This window comes from Nocardia gipuzkoensis (assembly GCF_021183645.1).
In the GTDB taxonomy this organism is placed as follows: Bacteria; Actinomycetota; Actinomycetes; order Mycobacteriales; family Mycobacteriaceae; genus Nocardia; species Nocardia abscessus.
This window is the reverse complement of record NZ_CP089225.1, coordinates 5,385,074-5,399,447: the sequence shown is the minus strand read 5'-3', so window position 1 is coordinate 5,399,447 and position 14,374 is coordinate 5,385,074. Positions and strand designations below refer to the sequence as shown.

Genomic DNA, 14,374 nt, shown 5'->3' with positions numbered 1-14,374 from the left:
TCCGGGCCGCAGGAACCGCGCAGGAAGGAGTACGCGATGGACTACGAGTCGCGAATGTACGAATTGGAGTTCCCAGCTCCGCAGCTGTCGTCCGCCGACGGCGCGGGCCCGGTCCTGGTACACGGACTGGAAGGTTTCACCGACGCCGGGCACGCGGTGCGCCTGGCGACCACGCACCTGCGCGAGAGCCTCGAAAGCGAACTTGTCGCCTCGTTCGACGTGGACGAGCTGCTGGACTACCGATCGCGGCGTCCGCTCATGACGTTCAAGACCGATCACTTCTCCGATTACGCCGAACCGGAGCTCAATCTCTGGGCGTTGCGCGACACCGCGGGGACCCCGTTCCTGCTGCTCGCGGGTCTGGAGCCCGACCTACGCTGGGAGAAGTTCACCACCGCGGTCCGCTTGCTCGCCGAACAGCTCGGCGTGCGCCGCAGCATCGGGTTGAGCGCCATTCCGATGGCGATTCCGCACACCCGCCCGCTCGGCGTGACGGCGCATTCCTCCGACCGCGACCTGATCTCCGACCATCAGCGGTGGCCGGGTGAGCTGCAGGTGCCGGGCAGCGCGTCGTCGCTGCTGGAATTCCGCATGGCGCAGCACGGTCACGAGTCGGTCGGCTTCTCGGTGCACGTCCCGCACTACCTGGCGCAGACCGCCTATCCGGAAGCCGCGCAAACGCTGCTGGAGAACGTCGCCGACAACGCGGGCTTGGAGTTCCCGCTGGCCGCGCTCGGCGAGGCCGCAGCACGAGTGCGCGAGCAGGTCAACGAGCACATCGCGGGCAACGCCGAGGTGGAGACCGTGGTGCATGCCCTGGAGCGGCAGTACGACAGTTTCGTCACCGCGCAGGAGCGGCAGTCGAGCCTGCTGGTCGGCGACGGCGAGCTGCCCAGTGGTGACGAGCTGGGCGCCGAGTTCGAGCGATTCCTCGCCGAGCAGGGCCGCTACAACGGCGACGACGAGGGCGAGCAGGACTGATTCGGCGGCGGTCGGGTCCCCGATCGCCCCTGCGCCTGAGGCCGTAGGGTGGTCGGAGTGGATCTGACCGAACTGCTCGACATCCCGGGAACCGACGCCGACGCGCTGTACGAGTCGTTCGGGATGTGGGCCGCCGAGCAGGGCACCCCGCTCTACCCGGCGCAGGACGAGGCGCTGCTCGAGCTGGCATCCGGTTCCAACGTCATCCTCGCCACGCCGACCGGTTCCGGAAAGTCGCTGGTCGCCGTCGGCGCTCATCTGTTCGCCCTCAGCCAGGGGCTGCGCACCTACTACACCGCCCCGATCAAGGCGCTGGTGAGTGAGAAGTTCTTCGCTCTGTGCGAGGTGTTCGGGGCCGAGCGCGTCGGTATGGTCACCGGCGACGCCGCGGTGAACCCGGACGCGCCGATCATCTGCGCGACCGCGGAGATCCTGGCCAATCTGGCACTGCGCGAGGGCGCGGACGCCGACGTGGGCCAGGTCGTGATGGACGAGTTCCACTTCTACGCCGACCCCGATCGCGGCTGGGCATGGCAGGTCCCGTTGCTGGAACTGTCCCGCGCGCAGTTCCTGCTCATGTCGGCCACGCTCGGCGAGGTCGACTTCTTCGCACGTGACCTGAAGCGCCGGACCGGCCGCTCCACCGCGGTTGTCGCGGGCACCGAGCGCCCGGTGCCGCTGACCTTCTCCTACGCCCGCACCCCGATCACCGAGACCCTCGAAGAACTCGTCACCACCCACCAGGCTCCGGTCTACGTCGTGCACTTCACCCAGGCCGCCGCCCTCGAGCGCGCGCAGGCGCTGACCAGCGTGAACTTCGCCACGCGCACGGAGAAGGACGCGATCGCCGAGGCACTCGGCGGGTTCCGGTTCGCCGCCGGATTCGGCAAGACGCTGTCCCGGCTGATCCGGCACGGCATCGGGGTGCACCACGCGGGCATGCTGCCGAAGTACCGGCGCCTGGTGGAGCGCCTGGCCCAGGACGGCCTGCTGAAGGTGGTGTGCGGCACCGACACCCTCGGTGTCGGCATCAACGTGCCCATCCGCACGGTGCTGCTCACCGGCCTGACCAAGTTCGACGGCGTGCGCACCCGCAGGCTCAAGGCCAGGGAGTTCCACCAGATCGCGGGCCGAGCCGGGCGGGCGGGTTACGACACCATGGGCACCGTCGTCGTACAGGCACCCGAACACGAGGTGGAGAACACCCGTTTGCTGGCCAAGGCGGGCGACGATCCCAAGAAGCAGCGCAAGGTGCAGCGGCGCAAACCGCCGGAAGGCTTCGTCTCCTGGAGTGAGGAGACCTTCGACCGCTTGGTCACCGCGCAGCCGGAGCCGATGGTGTCGCGCTTCACGGTCACCAACGCCATGCTGCTGAACGTGATCGCCCGGCCGGGCAACTGCTTCACCGCCATGCGTCACCTGCTCGAGGACAACCACGAGCCGCGCCCGGCCCAGCGCAGGCACATCCTGCGCGCCATCCGGCTCTATCGCGCGCTGCGCGACGCCGGGGTGGTGCAGCAGCTGCCGGAACCGGACGAGCAGGGCCGACGTGCCCGCCTGACCGTCGACCTGCAGCGCGACTTCGCCCTCGACCAGCCGCTGTCGCCGTTCGCGCTGGCCGCGCTGGACCTGCTGGACAAAACGTCCCCGAGTTATACCCTCGACGTGGTGTCGCTCATCGAATCCACGTTGGAGGACCCACGCCAGCTGCTGATGGCCCAGCAGCACAAGGCGCGCGGCGCGGCGATCGCGGAGATGAAGGCCGACGGCATCGACTACGACGAGCGGATGGAGCTGCTCGAAGAGGTGACCTGGCCCAAGCCGCTGGCCGAACTGATCGAACCGGCCTACGAGACCTATCGCGCCGGGCACCCGTGGGTGTCGGAGTTCGCGCCCGCGCCCAAGTCCGTGGTGCGCGACATGATCGAGCGCGCCATGACCTTCGCGGAGCTGATCTCCTTCTACGAGCTGGCCCGGTCCGAGGGTGTGGTGCTGCGCTACCTCGCCGACGCCTACCGCGCGCTTCGGCGCACGGTGCCCGAGTCGGCGCGCACCGAGGACCTCGACGACATCACCGAATGGCTCGGCGAGCTTGTCCGCCAAGTGGATTCGAGCCTGCTCGACGAGTGGGAGCAACTGACCAACCCGGGCGCGGAGACCGACGCCGACCAGGTCGCCTTCGGCGCGGAGACGGTACGCCCGATCTCCGCCAACGAGCGCGCCTTCCGGGTGATGGTCCGCAACGCGATGTTCCGCCGGGTCGAGCTGGCCGCGCTGCGGCGCTGGGACGATCTCGCCGCGCTCGGCCCCGGCCCCGACTGGGCGGCGGCGCTGGCGGACTATTACGCGGAGTACGAGCGGATCGGCACGGGCCCCGACGCCAGGGGTCCGCAGCTGTTCCAGGTGGAACGAAGACCCGGATTCTGGCAGGTGCGGCAGGTGCTGGACGACCCGGCAGGCGACCACGGCTGGTCGATCGTCGGGGTGGTCGATCTCGCCGAGTCCGACGCCGCGGGCGAGGTCGTCTTCGACGACGTCACGGTGTCCGCTGGCTGAGCCCGCACCGCCTGACGGTCCCGCATCAACGCAGGTCAGCAGCTCCGCCGCGCAGGAAGCACAGGGTCGCGCGACCTCGTGGCGAACCCAGGTTTGGACGGATTCGTTTCTGGGTACGGGCCGCTGATACTCTCTCCCCCGCTGCCCAAGCGAAAGATCAACTATGCCCGAATCGCCGTACCTTGTCATCCATCCCGAGCGTGTCCGCCGGAATTACCGCGCGCTCGACGCCGCGCTGTCCGCCGGCAGCGGCGCCGCGACGAGGATCCGTTTCGCCGTGAAGGCGAGCCCGGTGCCGGAGATCGTGCGCCTGCTCGACGAGGAGGGCGCGGAATTCGACGTCGCCAGCATCGGCGAGATCGATCTGTGCCTCGGGCTGGGCGTGGCGCCGGACCGGTTGTGCTACGGCAACCCGATCAAGAAGGCCGCCCATATCGCCCGGGCCCACGCCCTGGGGGTGCGCCGGTTCGCCTTCGACACCGAGGACGACCTGCTGCGCATCGCCGAGCACGCACCCGGCTCCGAGGTGGAGTGCCGGTTCCTCGCCTCGGCGCCGGAGTCGCGCACCCCGTTCGGCACGAAGTTCGGCTGCGCCCCGGGCGAGGCGTTCCGGTTACTGGTCCGGGCCAGGGATCTCGGGCTCGTCGTCGCCGGACCGTACTTCCACGTCGGCTCCCAGCAACTGGACCCCACCTCATGGCGGATCGGCATCGAACAGGCGGGCCGCATCGTGGAAGCCTTGGCGGACAAGGATATTCCGGTCAGCTCGGTGAACATCGGCGGCGGGCTGCCGATCTCCTATGCCGACCCGGCGCCCACACTGGGCGAGATCGCCGCGGTGGTCAAGCACGCGGCAGCCGAATTCCTTTCCGGGAACACCGGATTGGTCGTCGAACCGGGCCGGGCACTGGTCGGTTCGGCGGGCACGATCCACGCCGAGGTCGTCGGCGTCCGCATCGCGCCGGACGGCCGGCGCTGGGTGTATCTCGACATCGGCCGCTACAACGGAATGGCCGAGACCGAGAACGAGTACATCGCCTACCGGTTCGTCACCGACCGGGACGGCGACCCCGTCGACGAGGCGGTGGTGGCCGGTCCGACCTGCGACGGCGACGATGTACTGTATCAACGCACGCGAGTCCTCCTACCGACCACGTTGCGAGCCGGTGATCGCGTTCGAATCCTCGACACCGGTGCCTATACCGCGAGCTATTCGTCGGTGTCCTTCAATGGTTTTCCGCCCTTGACCGTTCATGTCTCGGGCGCTGAGCGAGAGTGAGTTTGCCCATGACGGCGGAATTCACCGGTTGGCATGTGCTGGCCGAGTTCGGTGGTGTCGACGCAGCCCTTTGCGACGATCTCGAACGACTCGAATCGGCGTTGCGTGAGTCTCTGATCGCGGCGGGCGTCACCATCTGCGATGTCGTACACAAGAAGTTCGAACCGCAGGGGGTGACCGTCCTCGCGCTGTTGTCGGAGTCCCACGCCTCGATTCACACCTATCCGGAGTCCGGCGACATCTTCGTCGACGTCTTCACCTGCGGCAGCATCGGCGCCGGCGCGTCGACAGCGGTCGAGCTGCTGCGGGACGCGTTGTCGCCCAAGGATGTTCGCATGCAGGTCATCCGCAGGGGACACGGTAGCCAGCGGATCGAGGAACCGGTGGGCGCGGGCCTGACCCGCATCTGGGACCTGCACGAGGTGATCGTCGACACGCACACCCCGTTCCAGCACATGGTCATCGCGCGAACCGAGCAGGGCATCAGCCTGTTCTCCGACGACGACCGCCAGTCCACCGAGTTCTCCCAGCTGACCTACCACGAGGCGATGATGGTTCCCGCCTTCGCGCTGGCCGAGAAGCTGGACAAGGTGCTGATCATCGGCTCCGGCGAGGGCGTGGCCAGTCAGATGTCGGTCGCCGCGGGCGCCACCCACGTCGATCACGTCGACATCGACCAGCTCGAGGTCGAGCTGTGCGCCCGGCACCTGCCCTACGGCTACACCAGCGACGAGCTGGCCGCCGCGGTCGCGGGCGAGGGGCCGATCACGGTGCACTACGCCGACGGCTGGGACTTCCTGGCCACGGCCGCGAAGTCCGGCACCCGCTACGACGTCATCGTGATCGACCTGCCGGACGAGCGCGTCGAGGACGCGCAGCACAACCGGCTCTACGAGGCGGAGTTCCTGTCCCGATGTCGCGCGCTGCTCGCGCCCGGCGGCGTGCTGAGCGCGCAGGCCGGCTGCGCGACGATGTGGCGCAACGAGACGCTGAAGCGGTCCTGGGACCGTTTCCACGATCAGTTCGGCACCGTGGTGCACTACGGCAGCGACGAGCACGAGTGGTCGTTCCTGTTCGGTCTGGTGGACTCGATCGACGACCCGGTCGAGGCCATGACCGATCGCCTGTCGCGACTGCCCTACAAGCCCGAAACCATCGACGCGCGAGCGCTGGTGCGCGGCGCGATCGAACCGCACGCCCTGCGGGTCTAGACGACGCGCCGAATGCGCCGGTCCCAACGGGACCGGCGCATTCGGCGTTCGTCACCCGGTCAGCGCCGCACCGGACGACTGCTGTGGCTGTTCCGGCGCTGTCCTTCCTTTCGGCTCCTCGCCGCCGGGCCCGAACACCATGCCGTTCTTCCAGGCGCTGCGCTCGAACATCCGCTGCAGCGGGGTCGCGACGAAGGTGGTGACCGTCGTCATGATGGCCAGCACGGTGTACAGCTCCGGGGTGATCAATCCTGCCGAGAGCCCGACGTTCAGCAGGACCAGCTCCATCAGTCCCCGCGCGTTGGCCAGCGCCCCCATCGCGCCCGCCTCGCGCCAGCCCATGCCCTGTGTGCGGGCGACCAGTCCGACGGCGCCGAACTTGCCCACGAACGACACCACGAGCACCACCGCGGTCACCAGCAGCACCGTCGGATCGAAGATCAGGCTCAGCTTGGTGTTCAGACCGGTGTAGATGAAGAAGACCGGCAGCAACAGATATCCGACCAGCGGCTCGAAACGCGCACGGATCCGGTCCAGCAGCTCGCCGCGCGGCATCACGATGCCCGCGACGAACGCGCCGAGCACGGAGTGGATTCCGACGAAGTCGGTGACGGCGGCGGCCAGCAGCACCACCAGCAGGACCACGGTGAGGTGCCCGACCGGCAATCCGCCCGCGGTTTCGGAGTCACCGCGGCGCGGCGTCCGGATCTGCAGCCGAGCCAGCCAGCGGCGCGCGACGAAGAACATGAACAGCAGGTAGGCCGCTCCGCCGCCCACCGCGAGGTAGACACCGCCCGGGCTGTCCTTCGCCGTGGCGACGACCACCGCGAGCAGCACCCACGCGCACAGGTCGTCCACGGCGGCGACGGCCATCGCCATCGTGCCGAGGCGGGTGTTCATGAGCCCGGAGTCGTAGACGATCCAGGCCAGGATCGGGAATGCGGTGACCGCGACCGCCGCGGCCAGGAAGAGCGCACCTTGCCAGTTCACCACTCCGCCGGTGAAGAACTTCCCCTGACCGACCAGCCACCAGCCGACCACGCCGCCCAGCACCATGGGCACCGCTACGCCGGTCATCGAGGTGGCCCCCGCCTGGCGCACGTGCTTGCCGAAGATGTCGAGCTGGAACGAGCTGCCGACCAGGAACATGTACAACACCAGGCCGAGCTGGCCCACCACGTAGATGGCGGTGAGGTTCGGGTGAACGATGCTCGTCCCGCCCACCATCAGCTTCGTGGGGAACAACCATTCCTGGGCCTGCGGCCACGCCCAGCCGAACACCGACGGCCCGAGCAGGAAGCCGGCGATCATGATGACCACCACCTGTACCTGGCCGAGCCGCCGGAACAGCGGCCAGAGCAGACGATAGGTCACGAGAATGACCACGATCTGCAGGAATAAGTGGGTGGATATTTCGAGCAGTGTTGGCACCGCAGCTCCCCTCCGTCGAGCTGTTCCGTCCTACCAGGATCTCGGCTGCGCGTGGAAACGTAACCGCTTTCGCGTGACTTTTTCGTGACGAGTTCGGGCGGACGCCCCGACGGAGACGCGCCGACGCCCGAACCGCCTTGTCCGCGAAAGTATCTCGCGATTCAGGAGCGCTGCTGCTCGCGCCACCGCTCGACGTCGACTCCGCCGACGCCCCAATTCGACAGGGCGACCTCGTCGATCACGACGTACGTGCTGGCGGGCGCCTTGCCGAGCACGTCGTACAGCAGATCCGTGACGCCCGCGATCAGCCGCGCCTTCTGCTCGCGGGTGACGCCTTCGTCGGTGACTTTGATGTTCACGTATGGCATTTCAGGCTGCCCTTCCCGAGATGAACCCGCCGTCGACGGGCAAGATATGTCCGGTCGTGAAGGCGGCGTCGGCGAGATACAGCACGGCGGCCGTGGTCTCGTCGACCTCCCCTACCCGGTTCAGCAGGGCGAGCCTGCCGGAGGACTCTTCGTCGCCGTCGCCGAACAGCGGGGTGCGGATGATGCCGGGGGCCACCGCGTTGACCCGGATACCGTCGGCGGCGAGTTCGGCGGCGAGGCTGATCGTCAGCGCGTGCACCCCGCCCTTGCTGACCAGGGGCGCCGAGGCGGGCAGCCCCGCGAGAGCGTGGTCGATCAGCACCGTGCCGATGTTCACGATGCTGCCGCCCCGCCCCTGCGTCAGCAATCGCCGCACCACGGCCTGGGTGGTGAAGTAGGTGCCTTTCAGGTTTCCGTTCAGGTAGCCGTCGAGGTCCTGCTCGGTGACCTCGACGAACGGTTTGGCTGCGAAGATGCCCGCGTTGTTGACCAGCACGTCCACGCCGCCGAACCGCTCGACGGCGAGATCCACCAGGGTCGTCCCGGTAGCGGCGGCGCCGATATCGCCCGCCACCGCGGCCACCCGTTCCGGCGCGCCGAGTTCGCCGGCCACCCGCGTCAGCTTCTCCGCGTCCCGCCCATTGAGCACGACGTTGTCGCCGCGCTCCACGAACGCCCTCGCGATATCGCGTCCGATCCCACTGGAGGAACCGGTCACGATGACCGTCTTCGTCATATCTTTCCTTCCTTGATACGACCGGTCGTCTTCTGATTGCCACACGAAGACGCCGGACAGGTGATGCCCTCGACTCAGGGCAGGAAATAGTCGCCGAGCAGGCGATCCAGGCACTTGCGCAGCGGCGCGAGGGTGCGATCGATCTTCATTCGGATCACCGCGCCCTCCCAGGATTCGAGCAGCAGATCGGCCAGTTCCTCCGCCTCGATGTCGGAGCGGATCATGCCGAGGCGCTGTCCGTGCGCGAGCTGATCGGCCACGCGATCGCGCCACGCGCCCCATGCCGCCGACAGCGATTCCCGCAGCAGTTCACTGCCTTCGAGTTCGCCGCCCAGGTTCGCGATCAGGCAGCCGCCGGTGAAGTCGGCCGCGACGAAATCGTCCATCAGTCGCGCGAAGAACGCCCGCAGGCCGCTCACCGGGTCCGCGGCGGCGCCGAACGCTTCGGTCAGATTCCGCTGCACGCACCGGGAGTGATACTCGATGATCGCGCGCCCGAAACTCTCCTTGCTGTCGAAGTAGTTGTAGAACGAGCCCTTCGGCACACCGACCTGGTCCAGAATCTGTTTGATCCCGGTGCCGTGGTAGCCGTTGGTCAGGAACCCCGAGGCGCCCGCTTCGACCAGCAGCCGCCGGGTGTCTTCACTGCGTCGGGGTCGCGCCATACGCCGAATATACGACCGGTCGTCTTGGAATGGCAACTCGAAGCGCGCGAGCCGCTCCGCCTCACATCTCCGGACCCGCCCATCCAGGCCCGGCGGAATCCGAGAAGGTCGCGGGATCCCGGCGCCACCGCGCGGAGCGAGCGGCGAAACGCGCGAGGTGCTCGGCGGCGAACCGATCCCGTTGCCAGTCCGCCGGATCCGCCGTCACCGTCCAGACGTAGGTCCACACCGGAACGCCGCCTGCCTCGACCCGCACCCGGCGCAGGTCGTATTCGTCGTCCTCGAACGCGTCGAGAACCGCCCACTCCGGCGCGGTGAGACCGCTCAGCACGGCGCCACGGGCCAGCCCGTGCGGCGCGGCGACCAGTCCCGGGTAGATCCGCCGCGGCAGCGCGGCGGCACGCCAACCGGTCAGCTCGGCCGGTTCGAGCGGCGGGACGCGCCCGAGCAGCGTCTGCAGCACCTCGGGAAACTGCAGCGTGCCGTAGACGAACAGCGCATGGTCCAAGCCGAACAGGCGGCCCAGCCGCCCTGATCCCAGCGCCGCGGATTCCACTTCCCCACTCCTCTCACCCTGCCCTTACTGTGCCCGCCCCGCCCGGCGCAGCTACATCGGGCGCTGAGCACGAACGATGGCGGCGAGGTATTCGTAATCGTCGGCGCGTGCGCTGGAGGTACGGAAGACCAAGCCGATGGTGCGTCCGGGAGCGGGGGCCGAGAAGTGCGCGACATCCAATGTGCCCCGGGCGGTTTCCGAAGCGACTGCCATCTGCGGGATCAGCGTGACGCCGAGCCCGCCCGCCACGCACTGCACCACCGTCGAGAGGGAGGCGGCTCTGGTGTCGCCGACGGCGGCCGGGTGCACATCGGCCGAGCGGCACGCCTCGAGCGTCTGGTCGCGCAGGCAGTGCCCCTCGTCCAGCAACAGCAGCGGCTGGGCGTCCAGCACCGACGCCACGAGGTCGGTGCGCCCGGCCAGCTCGTGACCGCGTGGCGTGACCAGCACGAATTCCTCCGCGTAGAGCGGGATCTCGACCAGGCCGGGCATCTCGGTGGGCACCGCGAGCAGCGCGACGTCGAGCACGCCGGTGCGCAGCCCGTCCAGCAATCGGGCGGTCTGGTCCTCGATGATCTGCGGGCGCAACTCGGGCAGCCGCTTGCGCAGTTCGGGCAGCAACCCGGGCAGCACATAGGGGGCAACCGTCGGGATGATGCCCATCCGCAATGTGCCGCCGAGTCCGTCGCCGGTGGCCGACGCGACGAAGCGGTCGGCGGCTTCCAGCGTCGCCATAGCCTTGGGCAGCAAGCGCATCCCCGCCGCGGTCACCAGCACCCGCCGGGTGCTCCGCTCGATCAGCTGCAGCCCGAGCCCGTGTTCCAGAGCCGCGAGCGCCTGCGATAGCGTGGGCTGACTCACACCGAGGCGGGCGGCCGCGGTGCCGAAATGGCGGTATTCCGCGATCGCCACGAACGCACGCAGCTGTGACAGGGTGGGCTGATAAGTCTGATCAGTCACGCCTATCAGTGTAGTGCGACTGATCACCTTTACCTTTTACGCACCCTTGGGCAAGATCGCCGGTGAGCTTTTCACCCGCGGTGTGAGTGCCCGGTCCGAGGCGGTGGTTTCGCGCGACCGCGACGGGCCCGCAATACCGCAGAACACAGGTAGCAAACCAACTTGACGAGGAGACGAGCATGGCCCTGCTGACCATCGGCGACCAATTCCCGGCATACAACCTCACCGCGGTCATCGGCGGTGATCTGTCGAAGGTCGACGCTCAGCAGCCTGACGACTACTTCACCCGGATCACCAGCGACGACCACGCGGGCAAGTGGCGGATCATCTTCTTCTGGCCCAAGGACTTCACCTTCGTGTGCCCGACGGAGATCGCCGCGTTCGGCAAGCTGAACGACGAGTTCGAGGACCGGGACGCGCAGGTGCTCGGCGCGTCGGTGGACAACGAGTTCGTGCACTTCCAGTGGCGCGCACAGCACGAGGACCTCAAGACCCTCCCCTTCCCCATGCTCTCGGACCTCAAGCGCGAACTGGCCGCGGCCACCGGCGTGCTGAACGCCGACGGTGTCGCCGACCGCGCCACGTTCATCGTCGACCCGAACAACGAGATCCAGTTCGTCTCGGTCACCGCGGGTTCGGTGGGCCGCAACGTCGACGAGGTGCTGCGCGTACTGGACGCGCTGCAGTCCGACGAGCTGTGCGCCTGCAACTGGAAGAAGGGCGACCCCACCATCGACGCCGGCGAGCTTCTGGCCGCCAGCGTCTGAAAACCGCCGTCGCACCCGGGTTTCCGGGTGCGTCACCCCCACCGAGAAACGACCCGGTCCTCGCATGGGACCGCATCGAGCAGAGGAATCGCCGCATGAGCATTGAGAACCTGAAGAACTCCCTCCCCGAGTACGCCAAGGACCTCAAGCTCAATCTGTCATCCATCGCGCGCAGCACAGTGCTGAACGAGCAGCAACTGTGGGGCACCCTGCTGGCGTCGGCGGCCGCGACCCGGTCGACCACCACGCTGCGCGAGATCGCCGAGGCGGCCGCCGACGTGCTGTCGGCGGAGGCGTACAACGCCGCGCTCGGCGCCGCCTCGATCATGGGCATGAACAACGTGTTCTACCGGGGCAAGGCGTTCCTCGACGGCCGCTACGACGACCTGCGGGCCGGGCTGCGCATGCAGATCATCGGCACGCCGGGGGTCGACAAGGCCGATTTCGAACTCTGGTCGTTCGCGGTGTCCTCGATCAACGGCTGCGCGCACTGCCTCGAGGCGCACGAGCACACGCTGCGCGAGGCGGGCGTGTCCCGCGAAGTGATCTTCGAATCGCTGCGCGCCGCCGCCATCGTGGCCGGTGTCGGCCAAGCGGTGCAGTCGACCGAGGCCCTCAGCACCGCCGCGATCTGATTTCTCCGCGAAGAGGCCCCTGTCCTGCGACAGGGGCCTCTTTCGCGTTCCCATGTGGTCCGGACGACAGCTCGGCGCCGGCGTACCCGGGTAGGCTCGGGGAGCATGAGCACACAGGTTGATGTGGTGCGAGTGTTCACCGACGCGGCGGGCCGGTTCGGCAACGAGCTCGGTATCGCGCGGGCGGCCGACGTGGCCGCGGTGGATCGGCAGGCGCTGGCGGCGAAAGCCGGTTACAGCGAGACCGTAGTGGTCGAGGAACCGGTGGACGGCACCGTCGCGGTGCGGATCTACACCCCCACGGTGGAACTCCCCTTCGCCGGGCACCCGTCCGTGGGCACCGCCTGGTGGTTCGCGGCCCAGGGCGTCCCGGTGCGGGTGCTGGATGTCCCAGCGGGCCCGGTGACGGTGGAACTCACCGAGGGATTGACCTGGATCACCGCGCGCGGCGAGTGGGCGCCCACGTTCATCTTTCATCAGCTCGAGGACGCCGAGGAGCTGGCCACCGTGCACCCGGACGAGTTCCCCGGCGGCCCGCACTACCTGTGGGCCTGGACCGACGAGCATCGCGCCGCCCTGCGTTCGCGGATGTTCGCGCCGACCATGGGCATTTCGGAGGACGAGGCGACCGGAGCCGCTGCCGTGGCCTTGACGGCGTTGCTGCGCAAAGGCCTGGTCATCACCCAGGGCAAGGGCTCGCAATTGTTCACCCAGTGGGACTCCGACGGCTGGGTGCGCCTCGGCGGCCGCGTCGTCGCCGATCAGCCGGTGGAGGTCTAGGCCGGGCTCACGGCAGCGTCACACCGACGACCGGATCGCCGCTGGGCGCCGCCGAGCCGCCGTCCGGTTCGACGCTCACCGCCAGCACCTCACCCGACCGGAATCCGGTCACGAACGGCCGCTCGGCCGAGGGCACGTCGCTCAGCACCCCGACCGAGCGGGGCTGCCCTTCGGAGCCGACCAGCCACACCTGATAGACCCGCCCCGCCGGTGGTGGCGCCACCCCGTCGAACACGACGATCGCGCGGCCGAGTTCGGGGGAAGCGTCGACGACCAGCAGACCGCCGCTGTCGAACGCCCCGTTGACCGTCCGTACCCCAGGCTGCCCAGGTACCTCGCTGGCGGCGACCGGGTCCGACGACGAGCCGGTGAACTGGGCGGCCACCAGGCTTCCGCCGACCACCAGGCACGCGGCTGCCGCGATCGGCACCGCCCAGCGCAGCGGCCGTCGCCACGACGAGATCCGCGTGACCGATCGTCGCTCGCGCAAGTCCGGCAGCGCCGCCAGAATGCGGCGTTCCAGTTCCGGCGGCGGCGCGAGCTCATCGAGCACGGCCAGTCGCCCCATGACGTCACGCGCCTGCCAGACGGCGTCCGAGAAGGCCCGCCGCACGTCGGGGTCCGCGGCCGCCAGACGGGCATCGATATGCCTGCGTTCGATGTCGGCGACCGCGTTCAGCGCGCACGGGTAGGCGAGGTCGATGAGATCCGCGTCCGACCGCGGCGAGGTGTCAACCATCGGTGCGCTCCCCGGACAAACACTTCTCCAATCGTTTCAGCCCGTCCCGGATGCGAGTCTTGATCGTGGGCAGCGGAACCGACAGATGGTCGGCGACCTCTCGGTAGGTCCGCCCGCTGTAATACGCCAGCGCGATCGCTTCGCGCTGGGTGGGGGTCAGGGCCTCCAAGCAGCCCGCCACCTGTTGCTCTTCGATGCGCTGGGCGACCGATTCGGCGACCACGTCGTGGTCTCGCCCCAGATGCTCGTGCGCGTAGACCAGATCTCGGCTGGTGGCCGAACTCTCCGAGCGCACCCGGTCCACCGCCCGCCGGTGCGCGAGCATCATGATCCAGCCGACCGGACTGGCCAGCGTGGCATCGTAGCGATCGGCCATCGACCACACCTGGAGGTAGACCTCCTGGGTCACCTCCTCCGCGGCGGCGTGACTGCGCAGGATCCGCACCGTCAACCCGAACACCCGCGAACTGGTCAGCTGATAGAACTCGGTGAACGCGCCGCGATCGCCCGCTCCCGCGGCGGCGAGCAACGCCGCGAGTTCGCGGCTGGCAAGGGTGGCCTGCGAGCGGTCGTAGCGGGCGGGCGGGCACGCGAGCGCGGAGTCGCCGGGTTCCTCCCGCACCCGTGCCGGGTCGCCGGATCGATGGGATGAAGCAGAACCGTGTTCGTTGCTCATGGCCGAATCCCGTGCCTGCATGAACAGGGGTTCG

At 68.6% G+C, this 14,374-nt stretch carries 15 protein-coding genes; 7 read left to right on the top strand and 8 right to left on the bottom strand.

Translation table 11 applies throughout. From position 1 onward, the window contains the following. The first annotated feature begins 36 nt into the window (after positions 1–36). The 4 genes from LTT66_RS24560 (at position 37) to speD (ending at position 6,027) form a co-directional block, all read left to right on the top strand. On the top strand, positions 37–981 hold the full coding sequence (locus LTT66_RS24560) for a proteasome assembly chaperone family protein (protein WP_181722137.1): 945 nt from the start codon (positions 37–39) through the stop codon (positions 979–981). A 57-nt stretch (positions 982–1,038) separates the two neighbouring features. Continuing rightward, a complete protein-coding gene (locus tag LTT66_RS24555) occupies positions 1,039–3,537 on the top strand; it encodes a DEAD/DEAH box helicase (protein WP_233060834.1) in 2,499 nt (832 codons plus the stop codon). Between the two features lie 163 nt (positions 3,538–3,700). Beyond that, positions 3,701–4,816, top strand: coding sequence for a type III PLP-dependent enzyme (locus tag LTT66_RS24550; RefSeq protein WP_233060833.1), 1,116 nt, complete (start codon positions 3,701–3,703; stop codon positions 4,814–4,816). A gap of 8 nt (positions 4,817–4,824) precedes the next feature. Beyond that, positions 4,825–6,027: an adenosylmethionine decarboxylase gene (gene speD, locus LTT66_RS24545; RefSeq protein WP_233060832.1), complete on the top strand. Its 1,203-nt coding sequence runs from the start codon at positions 4,825–4,827 to the stop codon at positions 6,025–6,027. A gap of 51 nt (positions 6,028–6,078) precedes the next feature. Here speD and LTT66_RS24540 read toward each other — a convergent pair whose 3' ends face one another. From LTT66_RS24540 to LTT66_RS24515, 6 genes are all read right to left on the bottom strand, one after another. After that, positions 6,079–7,458 (bottom strand): cation:proton antiporter, encoded by a 1,380-nt coding sequence (locus LTT66_RS24540; protein ID WP_233060831.1) that lies wholly within the window; start codon positions 7,456–7,458, stop codon positions 6,079–6,081. Positions 7,459–7,619: 161 nt separating this feature from the next. After that, positions 7,620–7,826, bottom strand: coding sequence for a tautomerase family protein (locus tag LTT66_RS24535; protein ID WP_233060830.1), 207 nt, complete (start codon positions 7,824–7,826; stop codon positions 7,620–7,622). A 1-nt stretch (position 7,827) separates the two neighbouring features. Next, positions 7,828–8,562, bottom strand: a complete 735-nt coding sequence (locus tag LTT66_RS24530) for an SDR family NAD(P)-dependent oxidoreductase (protein ID WP_233060829.1) — start codon at positions 8,560–8,562, stop codon at positions 7,828–7,830. 74 nt (positions 8,563–8,636) lie between these two features. Then, positions 8,637–9,227, bottom strand: coding sequence for a TetR/AcrR family transcriptional regulator (locus tag LTT66_RS24525; protein WP_233060828.1), 591 nt, complete (start codon positions 9,225–9,227; stop codon positions 8,637–8,639). Between the two features lie 61 nt (positions 9,228–9,288). Continuing rightward, positions 9,289–9,783, bottom strand: coding sequence for a gamma-glutamylcyclotransferase family protein (locus LTT66_RS24520; protein WP_233060827.1), 495 nt, complete (start codon positions 9,781–9,783; stop codon positions 9,289–9,291). 51 nt (positions 9,784–9,834) lie between these two features. Then, positions 9,835–10,743 (bottom strand): hydrogen peroxide-inducible genes activator, encoded by a 909-nt coding sequence (locus tag LTT66_RS24515; RefSeq protein ID WP_233060826.1) that lies wholly within the window; start codon positions 10,741–10,743, stop codon positions 9,835–9,837. 179 nt (positions 10,744–10,922) lie between these two features. Between LTT66_RS24515 and LTT66_RS24510 the strand changes: the two genes are divergently transcribed. From LTT66_RS24510 to LTT66_RS24500, 3 genes are all read left to right on the top strand, one after another. After that, entirely contained in the window at positions 10,923–11,510 is a 588-nt protein-coding gene (locus LTT66_RS24510) for a peroxiredoxin (RefSeq protein WP_043694830.1), read from the top strand. A 95-nt stretch (positions 11,511–11,605) separates the two neighbouring features. Next, positions 11,606–12,145: a carboxymuconolactone decarboxylase family protein gene (locus LTT66_RS24505; protein ID WP_043694592.1), complete on the top strand. Its 540-nt coding sequence runs from the start codon at positions 11,606–11,608 to the stop codon at positions 12,143–12,145. A gap of 105 nt (positions 12,146–12,250) precedes the next feature. Beyond that, a complete protein-coding gene (locus LTT66_RS24500) occupies positions 12,251–12,925 on the top strand; it encodes a PhzF family phenazine biosynthesis protein (protein ID WP_233060825.1) in 675 nt (224 codons plus the stop codon). Between the two features lie 7 nt (positions 12,926–12,932). On the opposite strand, the gene LTT66_RS24495 is transcribed toward LTT66_RS24500, so the two are convergent. Together LTT66_RS24495 and sigK are read right to left on the bottom strand one after the other, a co-directional pair. Beyond that, positions 12,933–13,664, bottom strand: coding sequence for an anti-sigma factor (locus LTT66_RS24495; RefSeq protein ID WP_233060824.1), 732 nt, complete (start codon positions 13,662–13,664; stop codon positions 12,933–12,935). Then, complete coding sequence (gene sigK / locus LTT66_RS24490; RefSeq protein WP_233060823.1) at positions 13,657–14,340, bottom strand: ECF RNA polymerase sigma factor SigK; 684 nt, start codon at positions 14,338–14,340, stop codon at positions 13,657–13,659. The genes LTT66_RS24495 and sigK overlap by 8 nt, the downstream gene beginning before the upstream one ends. Positions 14,341–14,374: the final 34 nt, after the last annotated feature.

Bases quoted from the DNA above. Each gene is read 5' to 3' on its own strand.
- LTT66_RS24560 (WP_181722137.1), top strand. From the start codon at position 37: ATGGACTACGAGTCGCGAATGTACGAATTGGAGTTCCCAGCTCCGCAG.
- LTT66_RS24550 (WP_233060833.1), top strand. From the start codon at position 3,701: ATGCCCGAATCGCCGTACCTTGTCATCCATCCCGAGCGTGTCCGCCGG.
- speD (WP_233060832.1), top strand. From the start codon at position 4,825: ATGACGGCGGAATTCACCGGTTGGCATGTGCTGGCCGAGTTCGGTGGT.
- LTT66_RS24535 (WP_233060830.1), bottom strand. From the start codon at position 7,826: ATGCCATACGTGAACATCAAAGTCACCGACGAAGGCGTCACCCGCGAG.
- LTT66_RS24530 (WP_233060829.1), bottom strand. From the start codon at position 8,562: ATGACGAAGACGGTCATCGTGACCGGTTCCTCCAGTGGGATCGGACGC.
- LTT66_RS24525 (WP_233060828.1), bottom strand. From the start codon at position 9,227: ATGGCGCGACCCCGACGCAGTGAAGACACCCGGCGGCTGCTGGTCGAA.
- LTT66_RS24510 (WP_043694830.1), top strand. From the start codon at position 10,923: ATGGCCCTGCTGACCATCGGCGACCAATTCCCGGCATACAACCTCACC.
- LTT66_RS24505 (WP_043694592.1), top strand. From the start codon at position 11,606: ATGAGCATTGAGAACCTGAAGAACTCCCTCCCCGAGTACGCCAAGGAC.
- LTT66_RS24500 (WP_233060825.1), top strand. From the start codon at position 12,251: ATGAGCACACAGGTTGATGTGGTGCGAGTGTTCACCGACGCGGCGGGC.
- LTT66_RS24495 (WP_233060824.1), bottom strand. From the start codon at position 13,664: ATGGTTGACACCTCGCCGCGGTCGGACGCGGATCTCATCGACCTCGCC.
- sigK (WP_233060823.1), bottom strand. From the start codon at position 14,340: ATGAGCAACGAACACGGTTCTGCTTCATCCCATCGATCCGGCGACCCG.